The organism is Serratia sp. CY55921, from assembly GCF_052167655.1.
Lineage (GTDB): Bacteria > Pseudomonadota > Gammaproteobacteria > Enterobacterales > Enterobacteriaceae > Serratia > Serratia ureilytica.
Genome location: NZ_JBJNMU010000001.1, coordinates 1,366,216 through 1,380,695, shown reverse-complemented (window position 1 = coordinate 1,380,695; position 14,480 = coordinate 1,366,216). Strand labels below are relative to the sequence as shown.

Sequence of the window (14,480 nt, the reverse complement as noted above, 5' to 3'; positions counted from 1 at the left end):
CGAGGGAGGGGGCAAATGTGGGCCGACAAAAAACGCCCGCAGGCGTTTAATTGTGGGGGCAGCTCTCGCTTTCAGCAAGCAATTTGCTGAAATTTATCAACGGTTAGGCCAGTTGGTTATAAACCCGGGCGATGCGGCCGCTGCCGCTGACGTTGACCGGCGATTCGAAGGCGCCGATAAAGCAGGATTCACCCGGTTTGAGCGTCAGGCGCTGCCCGGATTTTTCCAGCGTCGCTTCGCCGCTGACGCAGAACACGATAGCCGCGCTCCGTTGCGCGAGCGCCTGCGGCGCGGCGGTCAAATCGTGCAGCGAGAAGGCGAAATCTTCCACCGGGATCGGGAAGAACAGTTCGTTGCCGCGCCGCTCCGGTTGGGTCAGCAGGCCGGACGCCGGCTGCGGGCGGAACTGCAGGTTGGCCAGCAGCTCGGGCACGTCGATAAATTTCGGCGTCAGGCCGGCGCGCAGCACGTTGTCCGAGTTGGCCATCACCTCCAGCGCCACGCCTTTCAGATAGGCGTGCGGCGTTTCGGCATACAGGAACATCGCCTCGCCCGGCGCGAGCTGCACCACGTTCAGCAGCAGCGGTGAGAACAGACCGCTGTCGTCCGGATAGAAACCGGCGATGAAGCGCACGGTATCCCAGGGTTCACCCTGCTGGTTGTTGAGCGCGGCTTTCAGCACGCTGAGCGCCAGCGACTTTTGCTCGCCGCTCATCGTCAACAGGCTGGCGAACAGGGTAGACAGATGGGCGGTGTCCGGCTGCTGCAGGAAGGTGGCGATATCGTGGTGCGCGCCGGCGATCGGCTGCAGCAGGGAGACGATATCGGCCAGTTCGCGAAAGCCGTTCATCGCCAGGAACGGCGTCAGGGCGAAGACCAGCTCGGGCTTGTGATTGGGATCTTTATAGTTGCGTTCGGCGGCGCTCAACGGGATGCCGGCGGCGTTCTCTTTCGCGAAGCCGATCTCGGCCGCCGCTTTGCTCGGGTGGACCTGGATCGACAGCGGTTGATCGGCGCAGAGCACTTTAAACAGGAACGGCAACTCGCCAAAGCGGCTGGCGACGTCAGCGCCCAGCTGCTTTGGCTGGTCTTCATCGATAAGACAGCGCAGCGAACGCAGTGCGCCATCGGCGCCGGGCACGCGGGAAGGGCTCTTGGGATGCGCGCCCATCCACAGTTCGGCCATCGGCTGATTATCCGGGTTGGCGATGCCGTAAAGACGGGTCAGCGCATCGTGGCTGCCCCAGGCGTAATTCTGTACCGCGTTGGTCATTTTTTGCATGTCGATAAACGTCCTTTGCGTCATTGCCGCACTAATGGCAATAACTTACTGATTTTATACGATTCGCTTCATCTGTGCCGACAACCATCATACGCCCGCGTCGGCAGGAACCCTCATGGGCGCGATCAAAACAACGCCGGATAAGGTTGCGTCCGGCCACGCGGCCAGAGTATAGCGTGATAACGATCGGCGTCTCAAATGGCTCACCGGCCTCAAGAGGGCCCGATAAATCCGCCAATCGATCGTTGATTGTAGGGAAAGAAATTATTGCCGACAGCGCAGGCTTTCTACGTCATTATTTATTTATCGGCATGTCAAAGTATGTCGGCGGAATTTATTTTTTACCTTATGAGCCATTCCCTTATTATTATTTTTGCGCCAAGTCGGGCGATCACACGCCGAGCTTAAACCTGAACGACAGACCGCTTTACCGTAGCCGTTAACGAGTCGATTTAACGAAATGAGAGGTCTGTTGCATGAAAAAATGGTTGCTGTTGTTGGGGCTTTGCACCGGGGCGGCCCAGGGGGCGGTGATCGTCACCTATCCCTACGCGGCCCCGCGCGCCGTGGTGGTAACGCCGGCGCCGATCGTCGTTGCGCCCGCACCGGTCGCGCTTCCCGCCGTGACTGCACCCGTGGCACATCCGCTGGCGCTCACCGCCGGCGCGGTGGCGACCGGGGCGTATCGCCATAATGAACGGCAGGATGCCTACGATGAGATCAATCATTTGCAACAGCAGCGGATCGATGAACTCAATCACTTACAGGCGCAGCGCATCAATAATTTTAATTCGCGTCACGCGCGTTAATTTCATCTCCGCGTTTATTATCCCGGTTCTTTCTTCGCCTTTATTTCGGCGCGGGTTAACCGACGGCAAATAACCGCGTCATGAATGGGTAAAAGAGATGAATCGTGCTGTGAGATAACTCTCTTAATGCGAATAGTTATTATGTCACTATACTGGGAATGCGTGCCGACGGGGGGTAGCGCGTCGGCCTAACCCTACAATTTTAGGAATTATGCTAAGGAGACAATGATGGCAGGCGTTCGTATCGAAAAAGACTCCATGGGCCCCATCGAAGTACCGGCCGACAAGCTGTGGGGCGCACAGACCCAGCGCTCATTGGCGCATTTCCGCATTTCCTCCGAAAAGATGCCGACCGCGCTGATCCATGCGCTGGCGTTGACCAAGCGCGCCGCCGCGCAGGTGAACGTGGACCTGGGGCTGCTGCCGGCCGAGCGGGGCGCCGCCATCATCAACGCTGCCGACGAAGTGCTGGCGGGCAGCCATGCCGACCAGTTCCCGCTGTCCATCTGGCAAACCGGCTCCGGCACCCAGACCAACATGAACATGAACGAAGTGTTGGCCAACCGAGCCAGCGAGCTGCTGGGCGGCGTGCGAGGTGAAGAGCGCAAGGTGCATCCGAACGACGACGTCAATAAAAGCCAGAGCTCCAACGACGTGTTTCCCACCGCGATGCACGTGGCGGCGGTGATTGCGCTGCGCGAGCACCTGATCCCCGAGCTGAAAGTGCTGCACAAGACGCTGAGCGACAAGGCCGAAGCCTACCGCGACATCGTCAAAATCGGCCGCACACACCTGCAGGACGCCACGCCGCTGACGCTGGGCCAGGAAATCTCCGGCTGGGCGGCGATGCTGGCGCACAATCTGAAACACATCGAAGACAGCATCCCGCACATCGCCGAGCTGGCGCTGGGCGGCACGGCGGTCGGCACTGGCCTGAATACCCATCCGGAGTACGCGGTGCGCGTCGCTAAAGCGCTGGCGGAATTGACCCATCAGCCGTTCGTCACCGCGCCGAACAAGTTCGAAGCGTTGGCGACCTGCGATGCGCTGGTGCAGGGGCACGGCGCGCTGAAAGGGCTGGCGGCTTCGCTGATGAAGATCGCCAACGACGTGCGCTGGCTAGCGTCCGGCCCGCGCTGCGGCATCGGCGAGATCTCGATCCCGGAGAACGAGCCGGGCAGCTCCATCATGCCGGGCAAGGTCAACCCGACCCAGTGCGAAGCGATGACCATGCTGTGCGCGCAGGTGCTGGGCAACGACGTGGCGGTGAATATCGGCGGCGCTTCCGGCAACTTCGAGCTGAACGTGTTCCGCCCGATGGTGATCCACAACTACCTGCAGTCGATCCGCCTGCTGGCCGACGGTATGCAGGGCTTCAACGAGCACTGCGCGGTGGGCATCGAACCGAACCGCGATCGCATCACCCAGTTGCTGAATGAATCGCTGATGCTGGTGACGGCGCTCAACACCCATATCGGTTATGACAAAGCGGCGGAAATCGCCAAGAAAGCGCACAAGGAAGGGCTGACGTTGAAAGCCGCGGCGCTGAAGCTCGGCTATCTGACCGAAGCGCAGTTCGATGAATGGGTGCGCCCGGAGGCGATGGTCGGCAGCATGCAGAAATAATTGATCTGTGAGGCAACCGGGGGCTTACTGAGGTAAGCCCCTTTTTTATGGAGAAATTAAGATGTCGCGCGCACAACGTTTACTCGATCTGATGCAGCTGTTGCGCAGCCACCGCTATCCGGTGGCGGGCCATGCGTTGGCGCAGACGCTGGGCATCAGCATGCGTACGCTTTACCGCGATATCGCCACGCTGCAGCAGCAGGGAGCGGAGATCGTCGGCGAAGCGGGGCTCGGCTATGTGCTGCGCCCCGGTTTTATGCTGCCGCCGCTGATGTTCTCGCAAGCGGAAATAGAAGCGCTGGTGCTGGGCATGCGCTGGGTCAGCCGCCGCGGCGACAGCCAGTTGGCGAGCGCCGCGGGCCAGGCGCTCGCCAAGATCGCCGCGGTGCTGCCGACGGCGCTGCGGGAGGAGCTGGAGGCCAACACGCTGCTTATCGCACCGGCTCAGTCGCCGCCGGTGGCGGATGAGATGCGGGTGTTAATCCGTGACAGCATCCGCCGCGAGCGCAAGCTGCATATCGACTATCTCGACCTGGCGGGGCAGCGCAGCGAACGCCTGCTGTGGCCCTTTGCGCTGGGCTTTTTCGACCAGTTCCAGATGCTGGTTGCCTGGTGTGAGTTGCGTCAGGCCTTTCGTCATTTTCGCCTCGATCGCATTCAGGCCGCCACGCCGCTTGAACAGCGTTATCCGCATGGCCGGCGGCGACTGTTGAAAGAGTGGCGGTTGAGCGAAGGCATTGCGGAACAATAACGACACGCTGCTGCCATAAACTGTCAGTCGCCTCCTTTAGTCTGTGCCTATCGGGAACCAACCGGTTCCCATCACCCAGAGGACAGACCGATGACCCTTCCCAGCATGACCCTGCTTTACGTCGATAACCCGCTCAACAGCGCCGCCTTTTATCAACGCCTGCTGGGGCAGGCGCCGGTAGAGCTTTCTCCCGGCTTTGCCCTGTTCGTGCTCAACAACGGCTTCAAGCTCGGGATGTGGGCCAAACAGGGGGTAAAACCCGCCGCCACGCTGACCGGCGGCGGCGGTGAACTGGGCTTTTTATGCCAGGATCCGCAAGAGGTGGAGGCGCGCTATAACCAGTGGCGCGAGCTCGGGCTGCCTATCGAGCAAACGCCAACCGAAATGGAATTCGGCTACACCTTTGTGGCGCGGGATCCGGACGGTCATCGCCTGCGGGTATATGCCCTCAGCGAGTAGTGCCGTCGGTATACAGGTGCAGGCGCGGCACCAGCAGCCGCAGCGGCCTGGCGTCGGGTTTGTAGCGATGCTTTACTGCGTCGGCGTCGTAGTTGAGCAGTTCGCCGATCTTCGGCACCGCAGCGCCGCTTTCAACCTGACACAGGGCGATCAGCGGCAGCGGGCAGGGGTGTTGCACCTGCTTTTGCTGCTGCTGATACCACACGCGGGCGATCGGCTGCACTTTGACCGGCCGCTTGATTTTCAACGTCGCATGCTGCGGCAGACGGCTGACATCGTCTATTTCGCGGCTGACCAGGGCGGCCCACTGTTCACGGCTGTGCGGCGGCACCGCGCGGCCGGCTTTCAGACTTTTCTCCAGCTGCGCCAGGATGTCGTCCCGTTTGACGTTTTTGATGATGTGCTTGTTGGCCCAGCCGAAGCGCACCGAGTCGGGATTGGTCAGGGCGGTGAGGGTGCGGTAGGCGCTGAGGGTAATCAGCCCGTGCAAATGGGTGTGCACGAATTCGAAACGCTGCTCCGGCGCCAGGCCGGAATCGACGGTGATAATCTGCTCCAGTTCGCCTTTCAGGCGGTTGATCAGCGCCAGCTGCGCCTGCAGCGCCTGATACTCCGGTTGCTCCACCGCCAGACAGATGACGCCGGGCAGGCGCACGGCGGCCTTGCTGCTGACATTCTCACGGTTATGGTGGATGAAGAGCCGCTGATAGTGTTCCAGCGCCAGATCGCGCGCCGCTTGCCCCACATGCTGCTCGACCGCGATATGCGAAATGGCCTGATGTTCCTGGCCTTTTTCTACCTCCGGCAGGCTGAACACCCGCGCCGCCAGCAGCCGCAGCGGGGTTATCTGCTGCTGCAATGCGCCGAGGGCTTGCTCCAGTTCGGCAAAGCAGGCGTTCATCCGGCCAATCACATCGTATTTGCTCATCATATGCCCCTATTTTAGTTACAACATACTATAGGGGAGTAGCGGACTGGGGGCAACATCGGCAATGGGACAATACTCGGCTTAACTGCCCACCCGGCTTACCAGGGGGAAATAGGGCGGGCAGCAGGGGGAATTCTCTCGCTCGTCTGCTACGCATGCGGGCAAGTGTGATTGTCGAAAATAAACCTGCTCTTCTTATGGTTTTGATTCATTGATGGATTTTTTCCTGTTCGTTTGTCTTCTGTTTAATCCATTTCCCGTTTGCCGTTGTCCAAACGCTGGAACAAACAGAATGGCAGGACGCTATGAGCCCTTGGGGTTATCTTTTCTTCTGTCATTAACGGGTGCTTTAACAGGAGGTTTACTGTGGATATTAAACAGAAAGTCAAAAACATGACGCTGGAAGAGAAGATCGGGCAAAAAATCATGCTGGATTTTCGCTACTGGGATCGGAACGGTAGCAGCAATCAGGATATGACCGTTCCCGATGAAGCCATTGGCAAGCTGATCACCGATAACCATGTGGGCGGGGTGATCCTGTTTGCCAATAATCTGAAAGATAAGCAGCAGATCAATACGTTAACGGCCTGGTATGCCGCGATGAAAACCCACGCCGGCATCCGCCTGTTCATTGGCACGGATAACGAGGGCGGTAACGTTTTCCGGCTGCCGCGCGGCGACTATGCCTCATTCCCCGGCAATATGGCGCTCGCCGCGGCGATTGAGGGCGGCGCGGATAAACAGCTCGCCGTTGAACAGGGCGAACTGATGGCCCAGGATATGCGCGCGTTGCATATCAATACCAACTTTGCACCGGTTGTGGACGTCAACACCAACCCGTTCAACCCGGTGATTAACGTTCGCGCCTTCAGCGATGATAAGAACGCCGTTTCCCACCTGGCCGAGAAAATGGTGGCGGGGATGAAGCACCAGGGGTTGATCACCGCTTACAAACACTTCCCTGGCCATGGCAGCACCTCCACCGACTCGCATACCGGTTTGCCGCGCGTCGACCGTACGCGGGAAGAGGCGTTTGCCATCGATATCGCGCCTTACAAACAGGCCATTGACCGCTGTGCGGCGCCGGACATGGTCATGACCGCGCATATTCAGTACCCCGCGCTGGATAACCGCCAGATCGACACCCGCAGCGGCGAAAAAATCACGGTGCCGGCCACCATGTCGCATGAAATTCAGACCCGCATCCTGCGCGATGAGCTGGGTTATGCCGGCGTAACGATTTCAGATGCGCTGGATATGGGGGCGATTGCTGAGCATTTCAGCCAGCAAGGGGCGGCTGAAAACGTCTTTGCCGCCGGGGTGGATATCGCCCTGATGCCTGTCAGCATCGCTTCGCCGGCCCAGGCTAACCTGCTGCCGGACCTGATTCGTTACCTTGCGGACCGGGTGAAAACAGGGCATCTCAACGAGGCCGATATCGATGCTTCGGTCGAGCGCATTTTGCGCCTCAAATTACGCCATCACCTGATGGGGCATCGCGAGGCCCCTTGTTCCAGCAGCGTTTCGTCCTCAGCGCATAAGCTGGAAAAACGCATCGCCGATCGCTCCATTACCGTGGTCATTAACCGCCACAGCCTGCTGCCGTTGAAAGACAAGGCGCTGCGCTATTTTATCCTGACCCCGTGGGGTGAGCAGGCCAAAGGCATCGCTAACGTGATGGCGCAGGAGGGCTACCAGAACGTCGTTGCCGCGAAGGAAACGGAACTGAGCGATGCCCAAATCAGGGCGCATATTGCCGATTGCGACGTGTTCCTGCTCGGCACGCTTTCGACTCGCTTTACGCCTGCCGAGCAGGATGGGGTCGTGACCTCCGCAACCGGGGCGGCTAATGATACCAGTCCTTATCCGGGCTGGTTGAAATACGCCGCCGAGCAGGGGAAAAAACGCGTTCACCTCTCATTGCGCGCGCCTTACGATATTGTGAACTATGCCGCAGACGTGGATGCAGCCGTCGCCACCTATTCTTACTACGGGTATGACAGCGGTGTATGGCGCGGTCCCTCGATGATATCTCTGGCACAGGTGCTGACGGGGAAAATCAAACCGCAGGGCAAACTGCCGGTCAACACCTGGCATGACTACGATGAGGAAACCAATACGGGCAAGGTGGCGTTCCCTCGCGGGACGGGGCTGAGCTGGTAATGGGACAAGTACCGGCGTCGTCAGAAAGGGCGACGCCGGTCGCGGGATAGCGTTGATAAAGCGGGCGGTTTCTTGCTCTGCACGATACGACATGGGATAACCGTCACTCACGGAAGGAGAACATTTATGCCGACAGGCGCAACAAAATTAGGCGGATGGCTGTTGATGGCCGCCATGCTGGGCGTGAGCGGATGCGCCAAACCCCCTGAGCCGGAAAAGCCTCCGCAGCCTGCACCGCCGGTCACACCGATGCGGGGCATCTGGCTGGCCACCGTCATGGGGCTGGACTGGCCGCCGGCGGCCTCCCTGAAAGCGGAAACCGCGCCAGAGCGAATTCGCCTGCAGCAGCAGGCACTGACGGACGCACTGGACGACATGGTGAAAACCGGGATTAACACGGTGTATTTTCAGGTTAAACCGGACGGAACGGCCCTGTGGCGTTCTGACATCTTGCCCTGGTCGGAGGTCTTGACCGGCACCGTGGGCCAGGATCCGGGTTACGATCCGCTGGCCTTTATGCTGAAAGAAGCGCACCGGCGCGGCATCAAAGTGCACGCCTGGCTGAATCCTTATCGGGTTTCCATGAATACCCGGCAGCAAACGATTGATGCGCTTAATCAAACGTTGCAGTCCCCGCCGGCCAGCGTCTATGCGCTGCATCCTGACTGGATTCGTACGGCCAACGACCGCTTTGCGCTCGATCCTGGCTTACCCGACGTACGCAACTGGATCACCGGCGTGGTGGCTGAAGTCGTCAAAAACTATGACGTCGACGGCATTCAATTTGACGATTATTTCTATTATGAGACGCCGCAATCGCCGCTGGATGATGAAAAGACGTATCGCGAATACGGCAAAGGGTTTGCAGACAAGGCCAGTTGGCGAAGAGACAATACGCTGCAATTGATAAAACAGGTTTCAGCCACCGTCAGGGCGCTAAAGCCCGCTGTCGCGTTTGGCGTCAGCCCGGCGGGCGTCTGGCGAAACAAAGCGGACGATCCCGCCGGCTCGGCGACTCAGGCCGGCGCGCCATCGTACGATGCGGCCTATGCCGATACGCGCCAGTGGGTCAAACTGGGGCTGCTCGACTACATCGCACCGCAGCTGTACTGGCCCTTCGATCGTGAAATAGTTCGCTACGACGTGCTGGCCAACTGGTGGGCCGAGGTGGTGAAAGACACGCCGGTTCGGCTTTATGCCGGGGTGGCGCTGTATAAAGTGGGCACGCCATCGGCGAGCGAACCGGCATGGACCGTTGACGGCGGCGTTCCTGAGCTGAAAAGGCAGTTGGATCTCAACGAGAGCTTGCCGGGGATGGGGGGAACCATCCTGTTCCGGCAACGTTATCTGACCGAGCCGCAAACGGATAAGGCCGTGGAGTACCTGCGCACCCGCTGGAAAACCGGTCAATAATCACCGGCATTGGCATAGCGAGCCGCGGTAATCCACCGCGGCTTTTTTATTCACAGGCGCGCCGCTTCCGGCAGGCGCTTCAGGTAATGCACCACCAGCAGCGCCAGTAACAGCATCAGGCTGATGAACGCCGCCACGCCATTCCAGCCGAAACTGTGCCAGAACACGCCGCCGAGGGTCCCGGCCACGCTCGAGCCGACGTAATAACAGAACAGATACAGCGACGACGCCTGGCCTTTGGCGCGGCGCGCACGGCGGCCGATCCAGCTGCTGGCCACCGAGTGGGCGGCGAAGAAACCGGCGGTGAACAGCATCATGCCGATAAAGATCGCCGGCACCTGCGGCAACGCGGTAATCAGAATCCCGATCAGCATAATCACGATCGACGCCAGCAGCACCGGGCCGCGCCCGAAGCGCGAGGTGAGCGCGCCGGCCTTGGGCGAGCTGTAGGAGCCGGTGAGGTAGACCACCGACAGCAGGCCGACGATCGCCTGGCTCAGATGATAAGGATCCGCCAGCAGGCGATAACCGATGTAGTTGAACAGGGTGACGAAGCTGCCCATCAGCAGAAAGCCTTCCGCGAACAGCAGCGGCAGCCCCTTATCGTGCCAATGCAGTTTGAAGTTGATCAGCAGCGTGCGGGGGCGCAGTGAGCTGGCGCGAAAATGCCGCGAAGCCGGCAGAATGCGCCAGAACATGAAGGCGGCGGCGAGGGCGAACAGACCGATGACCCCGAGTGAGACGCGCCAGGAGAAGAAGTCGGTCAACACCCCGGTCACCAGGCGGCCGCTCATGCCGCCGATCGAATTGCCGCTGATGTACAACCCCATCGAGAAGGCGACGAAGCTGGGATGGATCTCTTCGCTGAGATAGGTCATGCCGACCGCCGCCACGCCGCTCAGCGACAGGCCGATCAACGCGCGCATCAGCAAAATGCCGTGCCAGCTGGTCATAAAGGCGCAAATCAGCGTGCAGACTGCCGCCAGCAACAGCGCCACCACCATCACCGACTTGCGGCCGATGGCGTCGGACAGCGGCCCGGTGAACATCAGGCCGATCGCCAGCAGGCCGGTAGAGACCGAGAGCGACAGGCTGCTTTCGGCCGGCGAGACGCCGAAATCTTGCGACAGCACCGGCAGGATCGGCTGCACGCAGTAAAGCAACGCGAAGGTCGCCAGCCCGGCGGAAAACAGCGCCAGCGTTACGCGCATAAACTGCGGCGTGCCGCGTTCGATATAGGGGAGTTTGTTGTTGAGGGTGGAGCGTTTTACTTTTGGCGCAGCGGCCGCGTCATCGTTGGCGGCCAGCGTCGACGGCATCACGGCCGCAGAACGCACAGGGGTTGTCACAGCGTTTCCTTACCGAACTTCGGGGAGATAAACAGACACTTTGCAGATAACAAAATGATAGGGAGCGGCGATTTTTTTGTCTAATATATTAATAATTACAATTAAGACTTTTTAAATATGAATATCGAGTTGAGACACCTGCGTTACTTTATCGCCGTGGCGGAAGAGCTGCATTTTGGCCGCGCCGCGGAGCGGCTGCGTATCTCCCAGCCGCCGCTCAGCCAGCAAATCCAGGCGCTGGAGGATATGGTCGGCGCGCGGCTGCTGGCGCGCAACAATCGCAACGTCAGCTTGACGCAGGCCGGGGAGATGTTCCTCAAAGAAGCCTATCAGGTGCTCGATCAGGTCGGCCGCGCGGCGGAAAAGGCGGCGCGCCTGGATCGCGGCGAACTGGGGGAAATGACCATCGGCTTTACCTCTTCCGCACCGTTTATCGGCGTGGTGGCGCGCAGCCTGCGCGCTTTCCGTCAGCATTCTCCGCAGGTGCACATCAAGATGCGCGAAATCAACACCAAACAGCAGATCGAACCGCTGCTGAACGGTGAGCTGGATCTGGGGGTAATGCGCAACACGCGGCTGCCGGAAGCGCTGCACTATCAGCTGCTGCTGCGCGAACCGCTGGTGGCGGTGGTGCCGGAGGGGCATCCGCTGGCGGAAACGTCCGGCGGCGCGCTGCGTTTTCAACACCTGGCGCAGGAGCCGTTCGTGTTCTTCTCGCGCGAAGTGGGCACGGCGCTGTATGACGAAATTCTGCTGCTGCTCGGCAAGGCCGGCATTACCCCGTATATCACTCAGGAAGTGGGGGAAGCGATGACCATCATCGGTTTGGTCTCCGCCGGATTGGGGGTCTCGATTCTGCCGGCATCTTTCGCCCGGGTGCGGGTGGACGGCGTGCGTTATTTGCCGCTGGCGGAGCCGGACGCCACGACCGAAGTGTGGCTGGTGCATCACCGCCGACGGCCGCTGACCGCCGCGGCGCAGGCGCTGATGGCGTTGATGCTGAAATGACGTTGAGATTGGGCAAATAAAAATCAATTCGCGCTGAAATTGCGAGGAATTTGTGCAGCAAATCACATAACGAATCAAATAGTTGACGCTGTATGACAAAAGCCCCACCATAACCCCTAGTCTTTATTTAGAAGCGCGAAAAATAGTAGGAGCCGGTTTGTGATTGCGGTTGGGCAGCCTGGGCATATTGATCAAATCAAACAGACCAATGCGGGGGCGGTTTATCGGCTAATCGATCAACTGGGCCCGATTTCGCGCATCGAACTGTCAAAACGCGCACAGCTGGCGCCCGCCAGCATCACCAAGATCGTGCGCGAACTGCTGGAAGCCCATCTGGTCAAGGAAACCGAGTACCAGGAAATCGGCAGCCGGGGCCGCCCGGCGGTGGGGCTGGTGCTGGACACCGAGGCCTGGCACTACCTGTCCGCCCGCATCAGCCGCGGCAGCATCACGCTGGCGCTGCGCGATCTGAGCAGCAAATTGGTGGTGGAAGAGCTGCTGCCGCTGGCGGCCGAAGATCCCGAACCGCTGCTGAAACGCATCCTGACCGAAGTCGATCAATTCTTTATTCGCCACCAAAGCAAGCTGGAACGGTTGACGGCGATCGCCATTACGCTGCCGGGCATTATCGACGTGCAGTCGGGCGTGGTGCACCGCATGCCGTTTTACGACGTGCTGGAGATGCCGCTCGGCCCGGCGCTGGAAACCCGGACCGGTCTGCCCGTCTATTTGCAACACGACATCAGCGCCTGGACCATGGCCGAGGCGTTGTACGGCGCCTCGCGCGGCAGCCAGAACGTGATTCAGGTGGTGATCGACCACAACGTCGGCGCCGGCGTGATCACCGGCGGCCACGTGCTGCATGCCGGCAGCCACAGCGTGGTGGAGATCGGCCACACCCAGGTCGATCCTTACGGCAAACGCTGCTACTGCGGCAACCACGGCTGCCTCGAGACCGTGGCCAGCATCGAGAACATGCTGGAGATCGCCCAGCAGCGGCTGAGCGGCTCGATGAGCTCCAGCCTGCACGGCGCGCCGCTGACCGTTGAATCGCTGTGCGACGCCGCGCTGGCGGGCGATCAACTGGCGCGGGACATCATCCTCGGCGTCGGCCACAGCGTGGGGCGCATTCTGGCTATCATGGTCAACCTGTTCAATCCGGAGAAGATCCTGGTGGGTTCGCCGCTCAACCGCGCGGCGGAGATCCTGCACCCGGCCATCGCCTCCTGCATTCGCCAGCAGGCGCTGCCGGCCTACAGCGAGCAGGTCAAGGTTGAATCCACGCAGTTCTTCAATCAGGGCACCATGCCCGGCGCGGCGCTGGTGAAAGAGGCGCTGTATAACGGTTCATTGCTGGTGCAGCTGCTGCAAGGCTAACATCAGAACTTCTTATTAATCCTGCAAAAGATTGAGCTACCTCAAGCCCCTACGTGGCGGCATCCCCTAGAATTTTTCCGCAAGACTTCTTCGCCGCCGGTGCGGCGATACATTGTTAACGGGGCATTCTGGGGCATTTTATTCATGTTGAAGCGTTTATTTGTGACAGGCACGGATACCGACGTCGGTAAAACCGTGGTTTCCCGCGGGTTGATGCAGGCGCTGGCCGCCGATGGCCGCTCGGTCGCGGGCTACAAGCCGATCGCCGCGCGCTGCCAGGAAACCAGCGAGGGCATCCGCAATAAAGACGCTTTGGTGTTGCAGGCATCTTCCACCTTGCCGCTGTGCTATGAGGAGATCAATCCCATCACCTGTCTGGATGAGGTGTTTCATGCGCATGCCACCGAGGACATCAACTACGGCCTGATGAGCAGCGGCCTGCGCGATCTGTCCGCCAAAGCCGATACGGTGGTGGTAGAGGGCAGCGGCGGCTGGCGCGTGCTGATGAACGATCTGCGGCCGTACGCCGAATGGGTGGTGCAGGAGCAACTGCCGGTGGTGTTGGTGGTGGGCATCAAGCTGGGCTGCGTCAGCCACGCGCTGCTGACCGCGCAGTCGATCATCAACGACGGCTTGCCGCTGCTGGGCTGGGTGGCCAACCGCATCAATCCGGGGTTGGCACACTATGCCGAAACCATCACGGCGCTGCAGCAGCGCATTTCCGCGCCGCTGCTGGGTGAAATTCCGTATCTGCCGCGCGCGGAGCAGCGCGAACTGGCGCACTACCTCGATATTTCCACGTTGCTGTAGCCCATTCAGGCGCAGAACGTCGCCAACAACCGGGCGGCGATCAGCAGGCCCAGCCCATACACCGTGTGGGTGAGCAGGCTGAGGAGCCGCGCTCTGCGCGGATTGGCGGTTTTCGCCGCCGCCACGCCAAAGCCCAGCGCGGGCTGCATCACCAGAAACGGCGCCGCCAGGCTCAGCCAGCCGCTCAACAGCGCGATGCGCGGTTCCGGCGCCGCATACCACTCGATGCCCGCCAAACCGAGCGGGATAAAGGCGAACGCCAAGCCGATGGCGTAGTGCAGTATCCAGCCGATTTTTCTCTCACCCTGGCGCGGCGGCGCCGTGACGATGGTGGCGTGAAACCAGCGGCCGTCGAACATGCCGAGAAACCAGCGGCCCACCAGCGCGTAATCGAGGGAAGGGATGCCGAAGCGCCGCTTCAGCAGCAACGCCCACAAATCCATGCAGAGGGTGGCGCCGGCGCCGGTTAACAGAATGCGCAATAACAAATCGGGGGTCATAGGGG

14 protein-coding genes are annotated in these 14,480 nt (G+C 60.4%); 10 read left to right on the top strand and 4 right to left on the bottom strand.

Annotated features, from left to right (window positions below):
• Positions 1-103 precede the first annotated feature (103 nt).
• Positions 104-1,282, bottom strand: coding sequence for a mannose-6-phosphate isomerase (gene manA, locus ACJ8M3_RS06500; protein WP_089197007.1), 1,179 nt, complete (start codon positions 1,280-1,282; stop codon positions 104-106).
• Positions 1,283-1,458: 176 nt separating this feature from the next.
• Between manA and ACJ8M3_RS06495 the strand changes: the two genes are divergently transcribed.
• From ACJ8M3_RS06495 to ACJ8M3_RS06475, 5 genes are all read left to right on the top strand, one after another.
• Complete coding sequence (locus tag ACJ8M3_RS06495) at positions 1,459-1,725, top strand: hypothetical protein (protein WP_145957723.1); 267 nt, start codon at positions 1,459-1,461, stop codon at positions 1,723-1,725.
• A gap of 33 nt (positions 1,726-1,758) precedes the next feature.
• Positions 1,759-2,091 (top strand): hypothetical protein, encoded by a 333-nt coding sequence (locus ACJ8M3_RS06490; protein ID WP_033642969.1) that lies wholly within the window; start codon positions 1,759-1,761, stop codon positions 2,089-2,091.
• A 228-nt stretch (positions 2,092-2,319) separates the two neighbouring features.
• A complete protein-coding gene (gene fumC / locus ACJ8M3_RS06485; RefSeq protein WP_089197008.1) occupies positions 2,320-3,717 on the top strand; it encodes a class II fumarate hydratase in 1,398 nt (465 codons plus the stop codon).
• 61 nt (positions 3,718-3,778) lie between these two features.
• On the top strand, positions 3,779-4,468 hold the full coding sequence (locus tag ACJ8M3_RS06480; RefSeq protein WP_033642971.1) for a helix-turn-helix transcriptional regulator: 690 nt from the start codon (positions 3,779-3,781) through the stop codon (positions 4,466-4,468).
• 90 nt (positions 4,469-4,558) lie between these two features.
• Positions 4,559-4,927, top strand: coding sequence for a VOC family protein (locus ACJ8M3_RS06475; protein ID WP_028128189.1), 369 nt, complete (start codon positions 4,559-4,561; stop codon positions 4,925-4,927).
• On the opposite strand, the gene tus is transcribed toward ACJ8M3_RS06475, so the two are convergent.
• On the bottom strand, positions 4,917-5,855 hold the full coding sequence (tus, locus tag ACJ8M3_RS06470) for a DNA replication terminus site-binding protein (protein WP_033642973.1): 939 nt from the start codon (positions 5,853-5,855) through the stop codon (positions 4,917-4,919). The two genes, ACJ8M3_RS06475 and tus, sit on opposite strands and share 11 nt — an antisense overlap.
• A 366-nt stretch (positions 5,856-6,221) precedes the next feature.
• Here tus and ACJ8M3_RS06465 point away from each other — a divergent pair, with 366 nt between their 5' ends.
• Together ACJ8M3_RS06465 and ACJ8M3_RS06460 are read left to right on the top strand one after the other, a co-directional pair.
• Positions 6,222-8,018, top strand: coding sequence for a glycoside hydrolase family 3 protein (locus tag ACJ8M3_RS06465; protein ID WP_089197009.1), 1,797 nt, complete (start codon positions 6,222-6,224; stop codon positions 8,016-8,018).
• Between the two features lie 126 nt (positions 8,019-8,144).
• Positions 8,145-9,431: a glycoside hydrolase family 10 protein gene (locus tag ACJ8M3_RS06460; RefSeq protein ID WP_033642975.1), complete on the top strand. Its 1,287-nt coding sequence runs from the start codon at positions 8,145-8,147 to the stop codon at positions 9,429-9,431.
• Between the two features lie 50 nt (positions 9,432-9,481).
• On the opposite strand, the gene ACJ8M3_RS06455 is transcribed toward ACJ8M3_RS06460, so the two are convergent.
• The gene (locus tag ACJ8M3_RS06455) at positions 9,482-10,750 is read right to left on the bottom strand and encodes an MFS transporter (protein ID WP_169539675.1); all 1,269 of its coding nucleotides are present in this window, start codon (positions 10,748-10,750) and stop codon (positions 9,482-9,484) included.
• Between the two features lie 147 nt (positions 10,751-10,897).
• On the opposite strand from ACJ8M3_RS06455, the gene ACJ8M3_RS06450 reads away from it, so the two are divergent.
• From ACJ8M3_RS06450 to bioD, 3 genes are all read left to right on the top strand, one after another.
• A complete protein-coding gene (locus ACJ8M3_RS06450) occupies positions 10,898-11,788 on the top strand; it encodes a LysR substrate-binding domain-containing protein (RefSeq protein WP_442514631.1) in 891 nt (296 codons plus the stop codon).
• A 159-nt stretch (positions 11,789-11,947) separates the two neighbouring features.
• On the top strand, positions 11,948-13,165 hold the full coding sequence (gene mlc / locus ACJ8M3_RS06445; protein ID WP_033642978.1) for a sugar metabolism global transcriptional regulator Mlc: 1,218 nt from the start codon (positions 11,948-11,950) through the stop codon (positions 13,163-13,165).
• A 144-nt stretch (positions 13,166-13,309) separates the two neighbouring features.
• Positions 13,310-13,975 (top strand): dethiobiotin synthase, encoded by a 666-nt coding sequence (gene bioD, locus ACJ8M3_RS06440; protein WP_033642979.1) that lies wholly within the window; start codon positions 13,310-13,312, stop codon positions 13,973-13,975.
• A gap of 5 nt (positions 13,976-13,980) precedes the next feature.
• Here bioD and ACJ8M3_RS06435 read toward each other — a convergent pair whose 3' ends face one another.
• A complete protein-coding gene (locus ACJ8M3_RS06435; RefSeq protein ID WP_033642981.1) occupies positions 13,981-14,475 on the bottom strand; it encodes a DUF2938 family protein in 495 nt (164 codons plus the stop codon).
• Positions 14,476-14,480 lie beyond the last annotated feature (5 nt).

Coding starts and splice junctions, on each gene's coding strand:
- manA (WP_089197007.1), bottom strand. CDS start 1,282: ATGCAAAAAATGACCAACGCGGTACAGAATTACGCCTGGGGCAGCCAC.
- ACJ8M3_RS06490 (WP_033642969.1), top strand. CDS start 1,759: ATGAAAAAATGGTTGCTGTTGTTGGGGCTTTGCACCGGGGCGGCCCAG.
- fumC (WP_089197008.1), top strand. CDS start 2,320: ATGGCAGGCGTTCGTATCGAAAAAGACTCCATGGGCCCCATCGAAGTA.
- ACJ8M3_RS06480 (WP_033642971.1), top strand. CDS start 3,779: ATGTCGCGCGCACAACGTTTACTCGATCTGATGCAGCTGTTGCGCAGC.
- ACJ8M3_RS06475 (WP_028128189.1), top strand. CDS start 4,559: ATGACCCTTCCCAGCATGACCCTGCTTTACGTCGATAACCCGCTCAAC.
- tus (WP_033642973.1), bottom strand. CDS start 5,855: ATGAGCAAATACGATGTGATTGGCCGGATGAACGCCTGCTTTGCCGAA.
- ACJ8M3_RS06460 (WP_033642975.1), top strand. CDS start 8,145: ATGCCGACAGGCGCAACAAAATTAGGCGGATGGCTGTTGATGGCCGCC.
- ACJ8M3_RS06455 (WP_169539675.1), bottom strand. CDS start 10,750: ATGCCGTCGACGCTGGCCGCCAACGATGACGCGGCCGCTGCGCCAAAA.
- ACJ8M3_RS06450 (WP_442514631.1), top strand. CDS start 10,898: ATGAATATCGAGTTGAGACACCTGCGTTACTTTATCGCCGTGGCGGAA.
- bioD (WP_033642979.1), top strand. CDS start 13,310: ATGTTGAAGCGTTTATTTGTGACAGGCACGGATACCGACGTCGGTAAA.
- ACJ8M3_RS06435 (WP_033642981.1), bottom strand. CDS start 14,475: ATGACCCCCGATTTGTTATTGCGCATTCTGTTAACCGGCGCCGGCGCC.